This is a genomic window from Siminovitchia sp. FSL W7-1587 (assembly GCF_037963795.1).
Classification (GTDB): domain Bacteria; phylum Bacillota; class Bacilli; order Bacillales; family Bacillaceae_C; genus Siminovitchia; species Siminovitchia thermophila.
On the sequence record NZ_CP150169.1, the window covers coordinates 4,454,786 to 4,470,794 of the forward strand.

The following is a 16,009-nucleotide window of genomic DNA, read 5'->3' on the forward strand; positions in this document are numbered from 1 at the left end:
AGCGCGGGCTTCGGGGATGCGTTGCTTGAGCTTGCAACAGGGCGCTTTCGATCCTAGCCTTCGTCCTGTCTAAAAAGCCCACTGCTTGAAATTTCGCTCTATCAATTTGATTAAAGCCCTCATTTGTATCCCATAATGAAACAAATGGGGGTGATTTTCATGTCAGGAATTATATTTTTATTTTTTTTGTGGGGCGTATGGATTGTCGCGACCTTTTTATTAAATAAGGATGATCCGGCAAGGCTGCCGATTGCCGCTTTGTCTCTGTTATTGCTCGTAGTTTCATCGATATCGTTTTCTGTAAAATCCGTTACTGTGAACGGAGCCGCCGTTTTATTAATGATGGGAAGCTGTGTGGTGATCTCGAAGTGGTCTTTTCTCCAAAAAATGTATTTCATTTTTTCGGCACTCACGATCATGGTCGGCTACGCAGGTGCTTATTTACTTGAACTATATGATCCCGTATGGGTTCTCATAGATAAAAGAATCCTTCTTTCTTCCGCTTTGTATATCATCGGATGGATTCTATATCCTGCTTCATTGTTTTACCGATTTTTTGCGATCGTTGTCGGAACCTTGCTCGGGGAGATTTTTTTAGGAGTGTTTTTGTCACAGTGGAGTATGCCATATACAGTCGGCTCCTTGGAATATTTGGACATTTTTGGACTGAGCGCCACATTGCTTCTGATTGCCCATCTATTAACTGCTGTTAAACGAATAATGAAACAGCATGCCACTCAAAGGGTCATGCACTAACACTTCCCGCTGCCGGTTTCTTTTTGGCATAAAAATAAGTGCTGTGATACCATGTATGGATGTAATATAATTTGTACTGATATTTATTTAAAGTGAGTGATGAGAATGGGAATGCCGACCGTAGCTATTGTTGGAAGACCAAACGTCGGAAAGTCAACGATCTTCAACCGGATCGTGGGCGAAAGGATTTCAATTGTTGAAGACGAGCCTGGTGTAACGAGGGATAGGATATATGGAACCGGCGAGTGGCTGACAACATATTTTCATGTAATTGATACCGGTGGCATTGATATAGGTGATGCCCCTTTTCTGGAAGAAGTCCGCCAGCAGGCAGAGATTGCCATAGAAGAGGCTGATGTTATTATTTTTATTGTCAATTCCCGTGAAGGGGTTACGTCGGCTGACGAGGAAGTGGCAAAGATTTTATTCAGATCCAAAAAGCCGGTAGTTTTAGCTGTTAATAAAGTGGATAATCCGGAAATGAGATCGCAAATTTATGATTTTTACTCCCTTGGTTTTGGCGAACCTTTCCCTATATCGGGGTCCCACGGTTTGGGACTGGGAGATTTGCTGGATGAAGTGATAAAACATTTTCCGGCTGATCACGGAGATCCGTATGATGAAGATGTCATTAAATTTAGTTTGATCGGAAGACCCAATGTCGGAAAATCTTCTCTCGTGAACGCTCTTCTTGGTGAAGAAAGAGTCATTGTGAGCCCGATTGCCGGCACAACGCGTGATGCTGTCGATACCCCATACATTGTGGACGGCCAGGAATATGTCATCATTGATACGGCAGGCATGCGCAAAAGAGGAAAAGTATATGAAAGTACGGAAAAGTACAGTGTATTAAGAGCGTTAAAAGCCATAGAGCGTTCTGATGTCGTCCTCGTCGTGCTGGATGGGGAAGAAGGAATCCGCGAGCAAGACAAACGGATTGCCGGCTATGCCCATGAGGCTGGACGTGCGATCATTATCGTCGTCAATAAATGGGACGCCGTTGAAAAAGATGAGAAAACGATGCGGAATTTTGAAGAGAAAATCAGAGACCAGTTTCAATTTCTTGATTATGCTCCCATCGTTTTTCTTTCCGCCAAAACAAAGAAAAGAATCGGAACATTGCTTCCGGCGATTCAAATGGCTAGTGAAAATCACGCCAGGCGTGTCCAATCCAGCGTGTTAAATGAAGTCATTTTGGATGCGGCCGCAATGAACCCGGCGCCGGCAGATAAGGGAAAACGCTTGAAAGTTTACTATTCCACTCAAGTTTCTGTCAAGCCGCCAACCTTTGTTGTCTTTGTAAATGAACCAGAATTAATGCACTTTTCTTATGAAAGGTTTCTGCGAAACACGATACGGCAGGCATTCGAATTTGAAGGAACGCCGTTAAAAATTATCGCTCGAAAAAGGAAATAAAGTCAAAGCAGGTGAGTCTAGTGGACAATGATAAAGAAACCGTCGCGGTGATCGGAGCCGGGAGCTGGGGAACGGCCTTGGCACTTGTATTGGCTGACAACGAACACCGTGTACAATTATGGCTTAGGAATAAAGAACAGCAAAAGGAGATCAATGAGCAGCGGATCAATTCGAAATATTTGCCGGGGGTAAAACTGCCGGAAAATATTCAGGCATATGTTTCTTTGGAAGATGCCCTGGAAGGGGCCGAGACTGTCATTATCGCTGTTCCATCCGAGGCGATCAGAGAAATTGCCAAGGATATTACCGCCATTATTGCCAAACCGCTGACATTTGTTCATGTAAGCAAAGGAATTGAGCCGGATACACATAAAAGAATATCGGAGATGATCGAAGATGAGATTCCTTCTCGTTTGCTGAAAGACTTGGTCGTTCTATCAGGACCGAGCCATGCGGAAGATGTAGGTGAGCGGCACCCAACAACAGTGACGGTTTCCTCAAAAAATATGAAGGCCGCCCAAAAAATTCAAGATTTGTTTATGAACAAACATTTTCGGGTGTATACGAACCCTGACCTCATTGGAGTGGAAATAGGAGGAGCTCTGAAAAATATTATTGCGCTGGCGGCCGGTATTTCCGACGGCCTTGGATATGGAGATAATGCCAAAGCTGCACTCATTACGAGAGGACTTGCCGAAATATCCCGGCTGGGAACGAAAATGGGTGCGAATCCATTAACATTTTCCGGGTTGACCGGCATCGGTGATCTAATTGTCACATGTACCAGTGTCCATTCCCGCAATTGGAAAGCGGGGAACCTGCTCGGCAAAGGCCATAAATTGGATGAGGTGTTGGAAAATATGGGGATGGTTGTCGAAGGTGTACGGACAACCAAAGCTGCGTATCAGCTTGCACAAAAATATAAAACGAATATGCCAATTACGGAAGCGTTATACAATGTATTGTTTAATGCTGTCAATCCGAAGGATGCAGTTGACCAATTGATGGGAAGATTGAAGAAACACGAAATGGAAGATCTTGTGGGCATTCTGAGTGAGCAGATGGAACAAAGATAGCGGCCATAGGCATACGAGGATGCGTTCTTTTTCATGCAACATATGCTGTAATGAGATTCGCAGAAACCGTGGGCATGGGGTTTTTTAGTTCCAACACTTGATGAAGCAAAAAATCCATCTTTTTGCTTCATTTTTTTGTGAATTTTATTTTACCGGCATTTGCCGGGGTGTTATAATGATTTCGAGTTAAAGCCAAGTTTTTTATTTCTATACAATTTGGAGGGGACCTTCCGTGTCAGTATCAATGCAAAAAATGTGGATATCGATTATTGCCATGGTGCTTATGGCACTGGCGATGCTTACGATATATATTAGCAGATTCAAGCTTAATAAAGGGCTTTTAAAGGTTGTGACGGCCCTCGCTGCGTGGGCATGCATGATTATCGGGGGGCTGCTGATGCTGTTTGTCGTCTTGACAGGCCCGACCTATTAAGAAATGGAATAAGTATCAGGCATTTTAAGGAGTGTACATATACATGAAAAGGTGGTTGTTGCGATCACTGCCCATAATAGCCATTGTGCTCGTGTTACCCGGATGTTTTTTTCCTCAGGAACGAAAAGTGGAGAATCAGGTCCCTTATGAAGAGCAGATTGCATCAGTACAGCGGGCGGTGGATAAATACCAGGAAGCAAACGAAGGACTGCTTCCTATCAAGGAAAAAGAGATGGGCACACCCATTTATCAAAAATATCCGATAGACTTTAAAAAGCTGATACCGCAATTTTTAGAAGCCCCTCCAGGAAACGCTTATGAAAATGGGGGAGTATATCAATATGTTTTGATTGATGTAGAAACAAATCCGACGGTGAAAGTATTTGATTTGCACATCGCAGAAAAAATAAGAGAGTTAAAGATCAGGATGCAAGCGTATCGCTATCCGCCGTTTAAAGAAACTCTAGCAGATAATGTCTTTACGCTCGATTATAAAAAACTGGGATACGAAGAGGAGCAATATGCTACATCTCCCTATACGAACAACAATCTGCCGTTTGTCATTAATGGGGAAGGCGAGATTTTTGTAGACTATATTTCGGACCTCTATAATGCTTTGCAGGAGGAAAAAACAACATTCAAACAAGGAGAAGATATTAGGCCGATATTACATAAAAATTCGCCCATCGTGCCTGCCTTTTCCGTTCCGTATACAATAGATGAGAATAATGAGCCAATATATATGGCGAAATAGGCATAATCCTTCTTCCGCAAAATATAATGTGGAAGAAGGATTTATATTTTATCAAGTACATTTAAATCGGACAACATCACGCACCTTCTAGGTCTTACTTCGATAAAACGGGATCATGTTGTCCCTTGAATTCTAGGATAGGAGGGAAACTCTTGGAAAAGGTCGATATTTTTAAAGATATTGCAGAAAGAACGGGCGGGGATATTTATTTGGGCATTGTAGGGGCCGTCCGAACAGGGAAATCTACTTTTATCAAAAAATTTATGGAACTGGCCGTTTTGCCGAATATTAAAAATGAGGCCGACAGGGCTCGTGCTCAAGACGAATTGCCACAAAGCGCAGCCGGCAGGACGATCATGACAACCGAACCGAAATTTGTTCCAAATCAGGCAGTTTCCGTACATGTTGATGATGGACTGGAAGTAAATGTAAGGCTGGTAGATTGTGTAGGATATACGGTTCCTGGGGCAAAAGGATATGAAGATGAAAATGGTCCGAGGATGATTCATACCCCATGGTATGAAGAACCGATTTCTTTCCATGAAGCGGCCGAGATTGGTACGAGGAAAGTGATTCAAGAGCATTCTGTATTGGGGATTGTCGTAACGACAGATGGTTCTATCGGAGAAATTCCGCGGCAAGACTATGTAGATGCGGAAGAGCGTGTCATTGAGGAATTAAAAGAAGTCGGTAAACCTTTTATCATGGTTGTCAATTCAGCAAGGCCGCATCACCCGGAAACAGAAATGCTCCGTGGCCAGCTGCAAGAGAAGTATGATATTCCAGTGTTAAGCATGTCAGTGGAAAATATGCGAGAAGACGATGTGTTAAATGTATTAAGAGAAGCACTCTATGAGTTTCCGGTGCTTGAAGTCAATGTCAACCTTCCAAGCTGGGTAATGGTGTTAAAAGATCATCATTGGCTCAGGGCAGATTACCAGGAGGCCGTCAAAGAAACAGTGAAGGACATTAAACGGCTGCGTGATGTAGACCGGGTAGTACAGCATTTTAACGATTACGAATTTATCGAGGATGCCGGGCTTGCCGGAGTCGATATGGGCCAGGGTGTCGCGGAAATAGATTTATTTGCTCCAGATGCTCTTTATGATGAAGTTCTTACGGAAATTGTCGGAACTGAAATTCGAGGAAAAGATCATTTGCTGGAGCTGATGCAAGATTTTTCAGAAGCAAAGAGGGAGTATGACCAAATCTCCGATGCGCTCGTCATGGTAAAGCAAACAGGATACGGGATTGCTGCTCCATCATTACAGGATATGAGCTTGGATGAGCCAGAAATTATCAGGCAAGGCGCCCGGTTTGGTGTCCGGCTGAAGGCTGTGGCCCCTTCTATCCATATGATCAAAGTGGACGTAGAATCCGAATTTGCCCCAATCATAGGAACAGAAAAACAGAGTGAGGAACTTGTGCGTTATTTAATGCAAGACTTTGAAGATGACCCGCTTTCCATTTGGAATTCCGATATTTTTGGAAGAAGCTTAAGTTCCCTCGTTAGAGAAGGCATTCAGGCAAAGCTTGCGATGATGCCGGAAAATGCCCGTTACAAGCTGAAAGAGACATTGGAAAGGATCATCAACGAGGGTTCCGGAGGCTTGATTGCGATCATTTTATAGGACAAAAGGCGCTGAATATACAAAAATTCAGCGCCTTTTCCATTATTTATTGCATTTCTTCTTGCTATCACAATTTTTATATGATAATCTGTTAAGCAGAAAAGCTCGTTGAACCTTGATTCAAAAGCTTTTTCAACGATTTCTGGCATGAAAATGTTTAGAAATCCAAAAATTTGATAACACATGTAATAAGGCTTGTGAAAGGTTATAATGTGCCGATAGAGGAGGTGAACAGAATGAACAAAACAGAACTAATCAATGCGGTGGCAGAATCAGCTGAACTTTCCAAAAAAGACGCTACAAAAGCGGTAGAAGCTGTCTTTCAATCCATTCAAGATGCATTGTCCAATGGAAATAAAGTTTCCCTAATTGGATTTGGCAACTTTGAAGTGCGCGAGCGTGCAGCTCGTAAAGGACGCAATCCTCAAACTGGAGAAGAGATTGATATCGCAGCAAGCAAAGTACCTGCATTTAAACCGGGGAAAGCGCTTAAAGATGCGGTAAAATAATTACATACCTCATTGAGTGTATGAGAGGAACTGCCCGAGGCAGTTCCTTTTTATTTATATATTTGTATGGTAATATTGGACTGTTAGTGAAAGTATGGCAGGAGGATATCAAATGGCGAAAATGAATAAACCTAAAATCGAAGAAGCAGTCCGGATGATTTTGGAAGCAATTGGAGAAGATCCGGACCGGGAAGGACTCGTTGATACGCCAAAGCGTGTTGCCAACATGTATGAAGAAGTATTTGCGGGCATTCATATCGAACCAGAACAATATTTTGAAACGATTTTCGGGGAAGACCATGAAGAACTCGTATTGGTGAAAGATATTCCATTTTACTCGCTGTGTGAACACCATTTGGTTCCGTTCTTTGGGAAAGCCCATATTGCATATATTCCGAGAAACGGGAGAGTTACCGGTTTAAGTAAACTCGCGAGAGCTGTTGAAGCTGTTGCGAGGAGGCCACAGCTTCAAGAAAGGATCACGTCTACAGTAGCGGACGCCATTATGAATAGATTACAGCCTCACGGTGTTATGGTGGTATTAGAGGCGGAACATATGTGTATGACGATGAGAGGGGTTAAAAAGCCTGGATCTAAAACCATTACATCCGCGGTAAGGGGAATCTTTTTAAAAGATATCCAGTCACGCAATGAAGTTCTCTCTTTAATCAAGTCGTAGAATAGAGGGTGTTACTATGAAAAGCCAATTGGGGCAAGGTGACTTTATCGTCATTAAAGCCATGGAGAATGGAGTCAATGTGATGGGGTTGACGCGTGGAACGGATACGAGGTTTCATCATGCGGAAAAGTTGGATAAGGGTGAAGTTCTGGTAGCCCAGTTTACAGATCATACATCAGCCATCAAAATAAGAGGGAATGCAAAAATCATCACAGCGGTCGGTGAAGTCGAAAGTGAAAGAAACGAATGATCATGTTATAATAGTGAAATTGAACCGGGAAGTAATGATGTGTAAAAGAAATGGGGAAAACGGATATGGGTCTTTGTGTAAATGAACAGAAAATTGATTTAATAAAAGCGATTGTTGAAAGGAAATTGCACCATCACTTTCTTTCAAAACAAATCGAATTTCCGGTTATTGACGAAGACCGTATCCTGATGTTGGCGATGGCGGTAAATGAGACGGAGCTGCCAGATACGCAGGCTGACCAATATGTGACATCTGCCATGCTTGTTCAAGTTGCCTTGGATACGCATGAAAAGGTGACGAATCCTTTATCATCCATGAAAGAGAGGCAATTAACGGTGTTGGCGGGCGACTATTTTAGCGGTCTTTACTACCGCCTTCTGGCTGATCACGAAAATCTTGACTTAATCCGAACACTTGCAAAGGCGGTTAAGTTCATCAACGAGTACAAAGTTTCTCTGTATCAATTTGAATTGGATGATATTGACACCTTCATGCTGTATTTAAAAAGAGTAGAGACAACGATTATTGAACAATTTTGTAACCATTTTAATTTTGTCCATTACCATTCATTATTTACGGAGCTGCTATTCTTTAAGAGGCTTGTATCAGAATGGGAGAAGTATATGAACGGCCACTTTTCGATATTATTTGAAGGCCTTAAAAGATATACCGCCCAGGACAGAATGGAAAATGGACAGAACTTGGAAAGCATTTGTCAAATGTACATAGAAAAAAGCAAGACTGTCTTGCTGGAAGCAATGAGAGGGGTGGGCACACTGCCGTCCATCCTGCAAACACGTATTGTGGATCTGGTAAATGGCCATCATTTTGCAACATAATTTTGGAAGAAGGTTACCAAATGCAATCTAAAGAACAGCGTGTACATAACGTATTTGAATCAATTTATAAAAACTACGATAAAATGAATTCTATCATCAGTTTTCAGCAGCATACAAAATGGCGCCGGGAAACGATGAAAAAAATGGACGTGCAAAAAGGCGAAACGGCGCTGGATGTTTGCTGCGGCACCGGAGACTGGACGGTCTCACTAGCGGAGAAAGTCGGACATGAAGGACAGGTGTTCGGGCTTGACTTCAGTAAAAATATGTTAAAAATTGCCGAAGAAAAGAAAGCACAAAGAAATATGGAGCAAATGACACTCATTCACGGAAATGCAATGGAACTTCCTTTTGAAGATAATCGTTTTGATTATGTCACGATAGGATTTGGCCTTCGTAATGTTCCTGATTATATGCAAACATTGAAAGAGATGTATCGGGTGACAAAACCCGGCGGAATGGCCGTTTGCTTGGAAACTTCCCAGCCGACTCTGCCTGTCTACCGCCAACTCTTCTATGCCTATTTTCGGTATATTATGCCCGTTTTCGGGAAGTTATTTGCGAAAAGCTATGAGGAATATTCATGGCTGCAGGAATCTGCGCGTGACTTTCCTGGAAAGGAAGAGCTGGCCCAAATGTTTTGGCGGGCGGGCTTTACGAACGTCATCTACAAATCTTTTAGTGGAGGGGCTGCAGCGGCCCACATTGGATGGAAAGAGAAAAAATAGCTGGGTGGAAATGACATGAAACTAAAAAGGCTTTATTCAACCTTTAAATACGATCTGGATTTAATTGAAAAAGAACTGGAAAACGCCGTTTGTTCCAATTCAACATTACTGCAAAACGCCTCCCTCCAATTGTTGAAAGCTGGCGGTAAGAGAATACGGCCAGTCTTTGTATTGCTCTCCGCTCAATTTGGCGAATATAAAATCGACACGATCAAAAATGTGGCGCTTGCCCTCGAATTAATTCACATGGCGTCTCTTGTTCATGACGATGTCATTGACGAAGCCGATACAAGAAGAGGCAGGCCGACCATCAACTATACTTGGGATGACCGGATGGCCATGTATACAGGCGACTTTATTTTTGCGCGTTCTCTGGAATACATGACCAATATTTCCAACCCGATTGCCCATAAAAAACTGGCAAAGGCAATAGTCGAAGTTTGCATTGGGGAAATGGTGCAAATCCAGGATAAATTTCGTTTTGACCAAACAATAAGAGATTATTTACGGCGGATCAAAAGAAAAACAGCTTTGCTAATCGCGGTGAGCTGCGAACTAGGGGCTATTGCAGGGAAAACGGATGAGCGTATATACCGGCGCCTATACAAGTTTGGATATTATATCGGAATGTCCTTCCAAATTACAGATGACATATTGGATTTTACCGCGACAGAAAAAGAACTCGGTAAACCCGCCGGAGAGGACTTGCGGCAAGGAAACATCACCCTCCCGGCTTTATATGCCATGCAAATTCCCGAGCTGAAAGCTGAAATTATAAAGGTAAATGAAGATACGAATAAAGAGGAAATGCAAAAAATCATTCACCTCATCAAGCACTCCGGAGCGATTGAAAAGTCCCACCTGCTCAGCAGGCGCTATCTTGACAAGGCGCTTCACATTTTGCAAGAGTTGCCGGCCAACCGAGCAAAAAGACCTCTTCAAGAGATTGCCAACTATATTGGAAAAAGAAGGCATTGATGAGCCAAACAAAATTTGCCAGCTTGTATAAAAAGTGTTATCATTCTTTTTGAGTTTTTGTTTGTTATTTGTACTTGATCTTATGGCAGGAGTGAATGCAAATGGAAAAAACATTTTTAATGGTTAAGCCTGATGGTGTGCAAAGAGAATTGATCGGCGAAATTGTCTCCCGTTTTGAAAAAAAAGGGTTTCAGCTCATCGGAGCAAAGCTTATGCAAATTTCCAACGAACTTGCGGAAGAGCATTACGGAGAGCATAAGGAACGTCCTTTTTTTGGGGAGTTAGTTGACTTTATTACTTCCGGTCCTGTATTTGCCATGGTGTGGCAAGGAGAAAACGTGATCGCCACGGCAAGACAAATGATGGGGGCTACCAACCCTAAAGATGCAGCCCCAGGCACAATCCGCGGTGATTTCGGTGTTACGGTCGGCAAAAATGTTATTCATGGATCCGACTCCCCTGAAAGTGCCAAAAGGGAAATTGGCCTCTTTTTCAAGAAAGAAGAGCTGATTGAATACTCCAAGTTAATCAATAACTGGGTGTATTAAAACGAATGAAAACCGCCTGCGTCGAGCAGGTGTTTTTTCATTTTCATAACGAGGTGATTTGATTGAAAATGATCGTTCGCACTGCATCTAAAAGTTACCCTGTATTCATCGGTCCGGCTTCTTTGGACGAGCTGGGAGACCTCGTCGTTAAAAACAAATATACAAAACTGCTCGTCATTACCGACGAGATTGTAGGCTCCCTCCACTTGGATACTTTAAAAGCGAACATGCCGCAGGAGATTCCATCGGTTGTTTACACCGTTCCCGCCGGAGAAAAAGCGAAACAATTGACGGTTTTTGAATCATGCATTACGCATGCGCTCGAACATGGCTTAGATCGGAAATCTTGCATCATTGCCTTTGGCGGAGGGGCTGTCGGCGATCTGGCCGGCTTTGTCGCAGCGGCATATATGCGGGGAATTTCCTTTATTCAGGTTCCGACAACGATTCTTGCCCATGATAGTGCCGTAGGTGGAAAGACCGCCATTAACCATCGGCTTGGCAAAAACATGATAGGCGCATTCCATCAGCCTGATGCAGTGCTGTATAATACATATTTTTTAAAGACGCTCCCGATAAAAGAAAAAAGATCGGGCTTTGCCGAAGCAGTGAAGCATGCATTTATTTCCGATCCCGCTTTTTTACAATATTTGATGACCGAAATCACTGATCTAGCTACTATTGCCGATGACAAGCTGGCATATATTTTGCGGCGGGGAATCGAAATTAAAGCTGGAGTGGTTTCTGTCGATGAAAGAGAAAGCGGGCTGCGAGCCATACTAAACTTTGGCCATACACTGGGACATGTTATTGAAACATCCAAAGGTTACGGTATTTTTGCCCATGGCGAAGCGGTGATGGTTGGAATGATTTACGCTCTCCATTTAAGTGAACAAGTCACTGGCTTGAGATTTTCAATCGGAGATTTTGTCCAATGGGCGAAACAGTTGGGATATCAGACGACCATACCGGATGATCTTGAGTTTCAGCAAGTATATCAAACGATGTTGCGGGATAAAAAGACACTGAGTGATCAGCCGCGCTTCGTATTGTTGGAGGAAATTGGCAAGCCGGTAATCGTTGACATGGACCAAAAGATATTGGAAAATACGTTCTCTAAACTAAAAAAATAAGCTTCATTTTTTTAAAATGAAAAGAGGATTTTTACAAGTTGATGGAGAAACATTAATATAATCTGCTTGATCAAACCATAGATGGTTTTTTGGAAGGGTTTTGCTTATGACAGATGCCGAGTTAATGATACAATATATACAAACGCAAAATGTTGACAAAGCCATGCAATCTTTTTCAAGAGTGAAAAAATACAGTTCCGATGAGGAAAAGTACTCACTTGCCGGCCAATTGGCCCAGTATGGATTTTTGGAAGAGGCGATTGAGCTTTATGAATCTCTTCTGAATCAATACCCTGATCTCAGTGACATTAGGTTGTCCATGTCTGAACTGCTCATTGAAATGGGCCAGGAGGAAAAGGCGCTGCTTCTTCTGGAAAAAATCCCTGATACGGATGAGCTGTATGGGGCGGCACTTCTCCTTGAAGCAGATTTATACCAAATGCAAGGCTTGTATGAGGTAAGTGAACAGAAACTTCTTGCAGCAAAACAGAAGTTTCCTGATGAACCGATCATAATGTACGCATTGGGAGAGCTGTATATGTCACAGGGCCGCTTTCTTGATGCCGGCGTATGCTACAAGCAATTATTAAGCACAGGGGAGCACACTGTTGCAGGACAGAACATGGATGCAAAGCTTGCTGAAGCGTTAAGTTCGGGCGGCGCCTTTGAAGATGCCATCCATTATTATGAGAAGGCTCTGGAAGAACATCAGGAATTAAACGTGCTTTTTGGCTACGGCTTGACATGCTACCAAGCAGGAAACGACCAAAAAGCAATAAAGGCATTCAATGAACTGAAACAGCTTGATCCCGACTACACTTCACTTTATTTATATTTGGCCAAATCCTATGAGCGGGTCCGCGAATTGGAGAAGGCCATACAGATTGGCAAAGAGGGGTTGGCTGTCGATGAATTTAATCCCGATTTGTATGCGTACACTGGAACATTGTTATTAAAAGCCGGCCGGAGTGACGAAGCGGAAAGCTTTTTGCGAGAGGCGCTTTCGCTTGACCCGGAACTTTCGGAGGCAGCCAAACGGCTGACAAGGCTTCTTATGAAACAGGAAAGATATCATGAAGTGCTGGAAATGACAGCCATGTTTCAAGACAATCAGGATGCTGAAATGCGCTGGGATGCAGCGTACAGCCATCAGCAACTGGAACAGTATTCTGATGCATTAAACGAGTACAAGCAGGCATATAATGATCTTAAACACAACCCGGAGTTTTTAAAACATTTTGCATACTTTTTGATTGAGGATGGAAAAGCGGAAGAAGCGGTGGATATCTTTCATTCATTGGCTGAAATGGAGCCCGAGAATGAGGAATGGCACGAATGGATTGACCGTCTGCAAGATTAAGATCAGCCTTTGGGGCTATATCTTCACAGAGGAGGGAATAGAAATGGCCACCCCTGTATCTGTCAACGAAAAAAAAGATTTTATTCGCTGGTTTTTAAATCGTTATCAACTCAAAAGGAGAGAATCTGTCTGGATTCTGAATTATTTGATGAGCCACGATCAGTTGATGGAGAAAGTTCATTTTGTTGAAGAAGCCCAGTTCTGTCCCAGAGGATTAATCATGTCCACTCATTGCACAAGAGAAGTTCCTTTCCGGTTTTATAAGGATAATATTATGACAACCGATGCGGAAAAATCTTTTCATGATATTCGATTGAATCGGGATGAAGATATTTATATTCAGATCAACTTCCGTGGTTCACACTTGTCTCATCAATATGCCGCGGTATTGGAGGAGAATCCATTCGTTAAAAAGACGGTTCTGATCAGTGAAAAAGATAAAGCCATCGCGGAACAATTTTTGAAAGAAAGTCTGCTGAAATTTCAAGAGGACAAATTGTTAACGGCCATTGATGAGGCGCTTGATCGCCGCGATAAGGATCTTTTTGAAAAGCTGTCGCTGCAGTTAAAAGAACTGAGAGAGCAAAAATAAAGTCTGGGACACAACTAAATCAGCTGATGAAAAAACGAACCATAAAGTGAAACTTCATTCAGTAGGGCCTCCTACTGAATGTTGGTTGAACGAATCGGGCATTTAGGTGCCGTTTTCTCCCACTCGGACCTTTTGTATTCACTCAAGATTTTGAAGTGGGAGTTTTACGGCACCTTACATGCGTGCCGGGATAAATGGATCCCATTGTATCATACGCAAACTTTTAGCGTTGTCAAAATAGGTAGACTCCTGCGGGAATAGCTCGAGCCGAAGATCCCGCAGGAAAGCGATCTTTGCTTTCCGAGGAAGCTGAAGAGACCTGCGGAAAGCGAAATGTTTTGACGTAGCGATGATCGGGATTTTTTTAACACAAATAAACCGAACAATTATAAATGAATTGTTCGGTTTTTGCTATTTCGTATTTGCTTATGTTCCAGCCTTGTTTTTTTTGTCTTAGTCGCATTCTTTTGGTAGAATGGTAACCAGTGTCTTGGAGCATACTTAAAGAAAGGAGAGTGAAACATGGAGTGGAAGGCAAAGGATATTGAAGTTTACTTGAAGGAAAAAAGTTACATTGATACTGTAATTGTTCCGCTCATACCGATCAGCTTTGGCTCCCATATGAAACAAATTGCCGAAAAGGGAGAATTCACCCATTTGTTGTCACAGCACCTTGAAAGACAATTTAAAGGAAGAGCGCTTGCATTGCCGCCTTTTACATACTTAAGCGAGATGGCGGACAATGAAAAAGTTTCTTCGATTCAAAAGTGGGTCGAGCACATGAAAGAACATGAAGTGAAGTATGTCTTTTTACTGACATCGGACGAAAGTTGGCGCAGTATGGCTGAACAGCTTTCCGCTTCTCTGCTGTTTGCCGCATCTGTTCCCTTGGAACATTTGGATGAGCAGTATAAACACTCTATCATGGAAACTCAGGTCAAGCAGCTGATGAATGAAATCGTTCAAGGGTGGCAGGGAATCGCCACATAGTTGACATTGTTTCCGATTGTATATTATTGATTTTCATGGTTTATTGATATATTATTATGATGTCCTAGTTTGTAAATGTGCGCAATAAATTGTCCGATGGACTAACCTTACTGACAGAGGGGGGATAAGGATGAGCAAAAATCCAGTAACAAGACGCCAATTTCTAAGTTATACGCTAACTGGAGTGGGCGGCTTTATGGCGGCTGGAATGCTGTTGCCGATGGTTCGGTTTGCAGTGGATCCTGTGTTAAAGGCAGAAGCTGCTGGTGATTTTAAAATGACCGATAAAAAGATGGCCGATATTACAGAAGAACCTGTCCGTGTTGACTTTAAGTATGAGCAAAAGGATGGGTGGTACACCTCCGAGGTAACGCAAACAGCTTGGGTGTATAAAAATGACAAAGGAGAGGTTGTAGCACTTTCTCCCATTTGTAAACATTTAGGCTGTACCGTTAACTGGGCAGGTAGTGAAAAGCACCCAGATATGTTTTTCTGTCCATGCCATAACGGCCTTTACACGAAAGACGGGAACAATGTTCCGGGAACTCCGCCCAGAGGACCGTTGGATGCTTATCCAGTCAAGGAAAAAGACGGCTTTTTAATGTTGGGTAATCCAGAAGAAAATCCGTTCGTTAAAAAGAAGTAAAGGGGGCGTAATCATTGCTGAACAAAATGTACGACTGGATTGACGAGCGAATGGATATTACGCCGATTTGGAGAGACATTGCAGATCATGAAGTGCCCGAACATGTCAATCCGGCACACCATTTTTCTGCGTTTGTTTACTGTTTTGGCGGGTTAACGTTTTTCGTTACCGTTATCCAAATTTTATCGGGAATGTTTTTAACGATGTATTATGTACCCGATATCAAAAACGCCTGGGAATCCGTTTATTACCTTCAAAATGAAGTGGCTTTCGGACAGATCGTCCGTGGCATGCATCACTGGGGAGCCAGTGTCGTTATTGTTATGATGTTTTTACATACGTTGCGTGTGTTTTTCCAAGGAGCATATAAGAAGCCTCGTGAGCTTAACTGGATTGTAGGAGTCCTTATCTTTTTTGTCATGCTGGCCCTTGGACTTACAGGTTACTTGCTCCCATGGGATATGAAGGCATTATTCGCAACGAAAGTTACATTGGATATTGTCGAATCGATTCCGTTTATCGGAGTTGCTATGAAAACTTTAATAGCAGGAGACCCGACGATTGTCGGTGCGCAAACGTTGACACGCTTTTTTGCCATACACGTATTTTTCCTTCCTGCTGCATTGTTGGCTTTAATGGGTGCTCACTTTATCTTGATTAGAAGACAAGGAATTTCTGGTCCACTATAAAA

19 protein-coding genes are annotated in these 16,009 nt (G+C 42.7%); all 19 read left to right on the forward strand.

Annotated features, from left to right (window positions below):
• Positions 1-159: 159 nt before the first annotated feature.
• On the forward strand, positions 160-756 hold the full coding sequence (locus NST31_RS20985) for a hypothetical protein (protein ID WP_077113304.1): 597 nt from the start codon (positions 160-162) through the stop codon (positions 754-756).
• Between the two features lie 105 nt (positions 757-861).
• The gene (der, locus tag NST31_RS20990) at positions 862-2,172 is read left to right on the forward strand and encodes a ribosome biogenesis GTPase Der (protein ID WP_339163061.1); all 1,311 of its coding nucleotides are present in this window, start codon (positions 862-864) and stop codon (positions 2,170-2,172) included.
• Between the two features lie 20 nt (positions 2,173-2,192).
• Positions 2,193-3,248: an NAD(P)H-dependent glycerol-3-phosphate dehydrogenase gene (locus tag NST31_RS20995; protein WP_339163063.1), complete on the forward strand. Its 1,056-nt coding sequence runs from the start codon at positions 2,193-2,195 to the stop codon at positions 3,246-3,248.
• 232 nt (positions 3,249-3,480) lie between these two features.
• Complete coding sequence (locus NST31_RS21000) at positions 3,481-3,681, forward strand: DUF2768 domain-containing protein (RefSeq protein WP_077113307.1); 201 nt, start codon at positions 3,481-3,483, stop codon at positions 3,679-3,681.
• A 43-nt stretch (positions 3,682-3,724) separates the two neighbouring features.
• The gene (locus tag NST31_RS21005) at positions 3,725-4,435 is read left to right on the forward strand and encodes a hypothetical protein (protein WP_339163067.1); all 711 of its coding nucleotides are present in this window, start codon (positions 3,725-3,727) and stop codon (positions 4,433-4,435) included.
• Between the two features lie 152 nt (positions 4,436-4,587).
• Positions 4,588-6,066: a stage IV sporulation protein A gene (gene spoIVA / locus NST31_RS21010; RefSeq protein WP_077113309.1), complete on the forward strand. Its 1,479-nt coding sequence runs from the start codon at positions 4,588-4,590 to the stop codon at positions 6,064-6,066.
• 236 nt (positions 6,067-6,302) lie between these two features.
• Entirely contained in the window at positions 6,303-6,575 is a 273-nt protein-coding gene (locus tag NST31_RS21015) for an HU family DNA-binding protein (RefSeq protein ID WP_077113310.1), read from the forward strand.
• A gap of 112 nt (positions 6,576-6,687) precedes the next feature.
• Positions 6,688-7,254 carry a GTP cyclohydrolase I FolE gene (gene folE, locus NST31_RS21020; protein WP_077113311.1) on the forward strand — a complete coding sequence of 189 codons (567 nt, stop codon included), beginning with the start codon at positions 6,688-6,690 and terminating at the stop codon, positions 7,252-7,254.
• Between the two features lie 16 nt (positions 7,255-7,270).
• Entirely contained in the window at positions 7,271-7,504 is a 234-nt protein-coding gene (gene mtrB / locus NST31_RS21025) for a trp RNA-binding attenuation protein MtrB (protein ID WP_077113312.1), read from the forward strand.
• Positions 7,505-7,569: 65 nt separating this feature from the next.
• Entirely contained in the window at positions 7,570-8,343 is a 774-nt protein-coding gene (locus tag NST31_RS21030; RefSeq protein WP_339163070.1) for a heptaprenyl diphosphate synthase component 1, read from the forward strand.
• Between the two features lie 20 nt (positions 8,344-8,363).
• A complete protein-coding gene (gene menG / locus NST31_RS21035; protein ID WP_077113314.1) occupies positions 8,364-9,071 on the forward strand; it encodes a demethylmenaquinone methyltransferase in 708 nt (235 codons plus the stop codon).
• 15 nt (positions 9,072-9,086) lie between these two features.
• Positions 9,087-10,049: a heptaprenyl diphosphate synthase component II gene (hepT, locus tag NST31_RS21040; protein ID WP_077113315.1), complete on the forward strand. Its 963-nt coding sequence runs from the start codon at positions 9,087-9,089 to the stop codon at positions 10,047-10,049.
• Between the two features lie 101 nt (positions 10,050-10,150).
• Positions 10,151-10,597: a nucleoside-diphosphate kinase gene (gene ndk / locus NST31_RS21045; protein WP_077113316.1), complete on the forward strand. Its 447-nt coding sequence runs from the start codon at positions 10,151-10,153 to the stop codon at positions 10,595-10,597.
• Between the two features lie 68 nt (positions 10,598-10,665).
• Positions 10,666-11,730, forward strand: coding sequence for a 3-dehydroquinate synthase (gene aroB / locus NST31_RS21050; RefSeq protein WP_339165639.1), 1,065 nt, complete (start codon positions 10,666-10,668; stop codon positions 11,728-11,730).
• A gap of 106 nt (positions 11,731-11,836) precedes the next feature.
• Positions 11,837-13,090, forward strand: a complete 1,254-nt coding sequence (locus tag NST31_RS21055) for a tetratricopeptide repeat protein (RefSeq protein ID WP_339163074.1) — start codon at positions 11,837-11,839, stop codon at positions 13,088-13,090.
• Positions 13,091-13,133: 43 nt separating this feature from the next.
• Positions 13,134-13,682, forward strand: coding sequence for a ReoY family proteolytic degradation factor (locus NST31_RS21060; protein ID WP_077113318.1), 549 nt, complete (start codon positions 13,134-13,136; stop codon positions 13,680-13,682).
• Positions 13,683-14,204: 522 nt separating this feature from the next.
• Positions 14,205-14,672, forward strand: a complete 468-nt coding sequence (locus NST31_RS21065) for a YpiF family protein (protein ID WP_077113319.1) — start codon at positions 14,205-14,207, stop codon at positions 14,670-14,672.
• A 130-nt stretch (positions 14,673-14,802) separates the two neighbouring features.
• Positions 14,803-15,318, forward strand: a complete 516-nt coding sequence (locus NST31_RS21070) for a ubiquinol-cytochrome c reductase iron-sulfur subunit (protein ID WP_077113320.1) — start codon at positions 14,803-14,805, stop codon at positions 15,316-15,318.
• Between the two features lie 14 nt (positions 15,319-15,332).
• Positions 15,333-16,007, forward strand: a complete 675-nt coding sequence (locus NST31_RS21075) for a cytochrome b6 (RefSeq protein ID WP_077113321.1) — start codon at positions 15,333-15,335, stop codon at positions 16,005-16,007.
• Positions 16,008-16,009 lie beyond the last annotated feature (2 nt).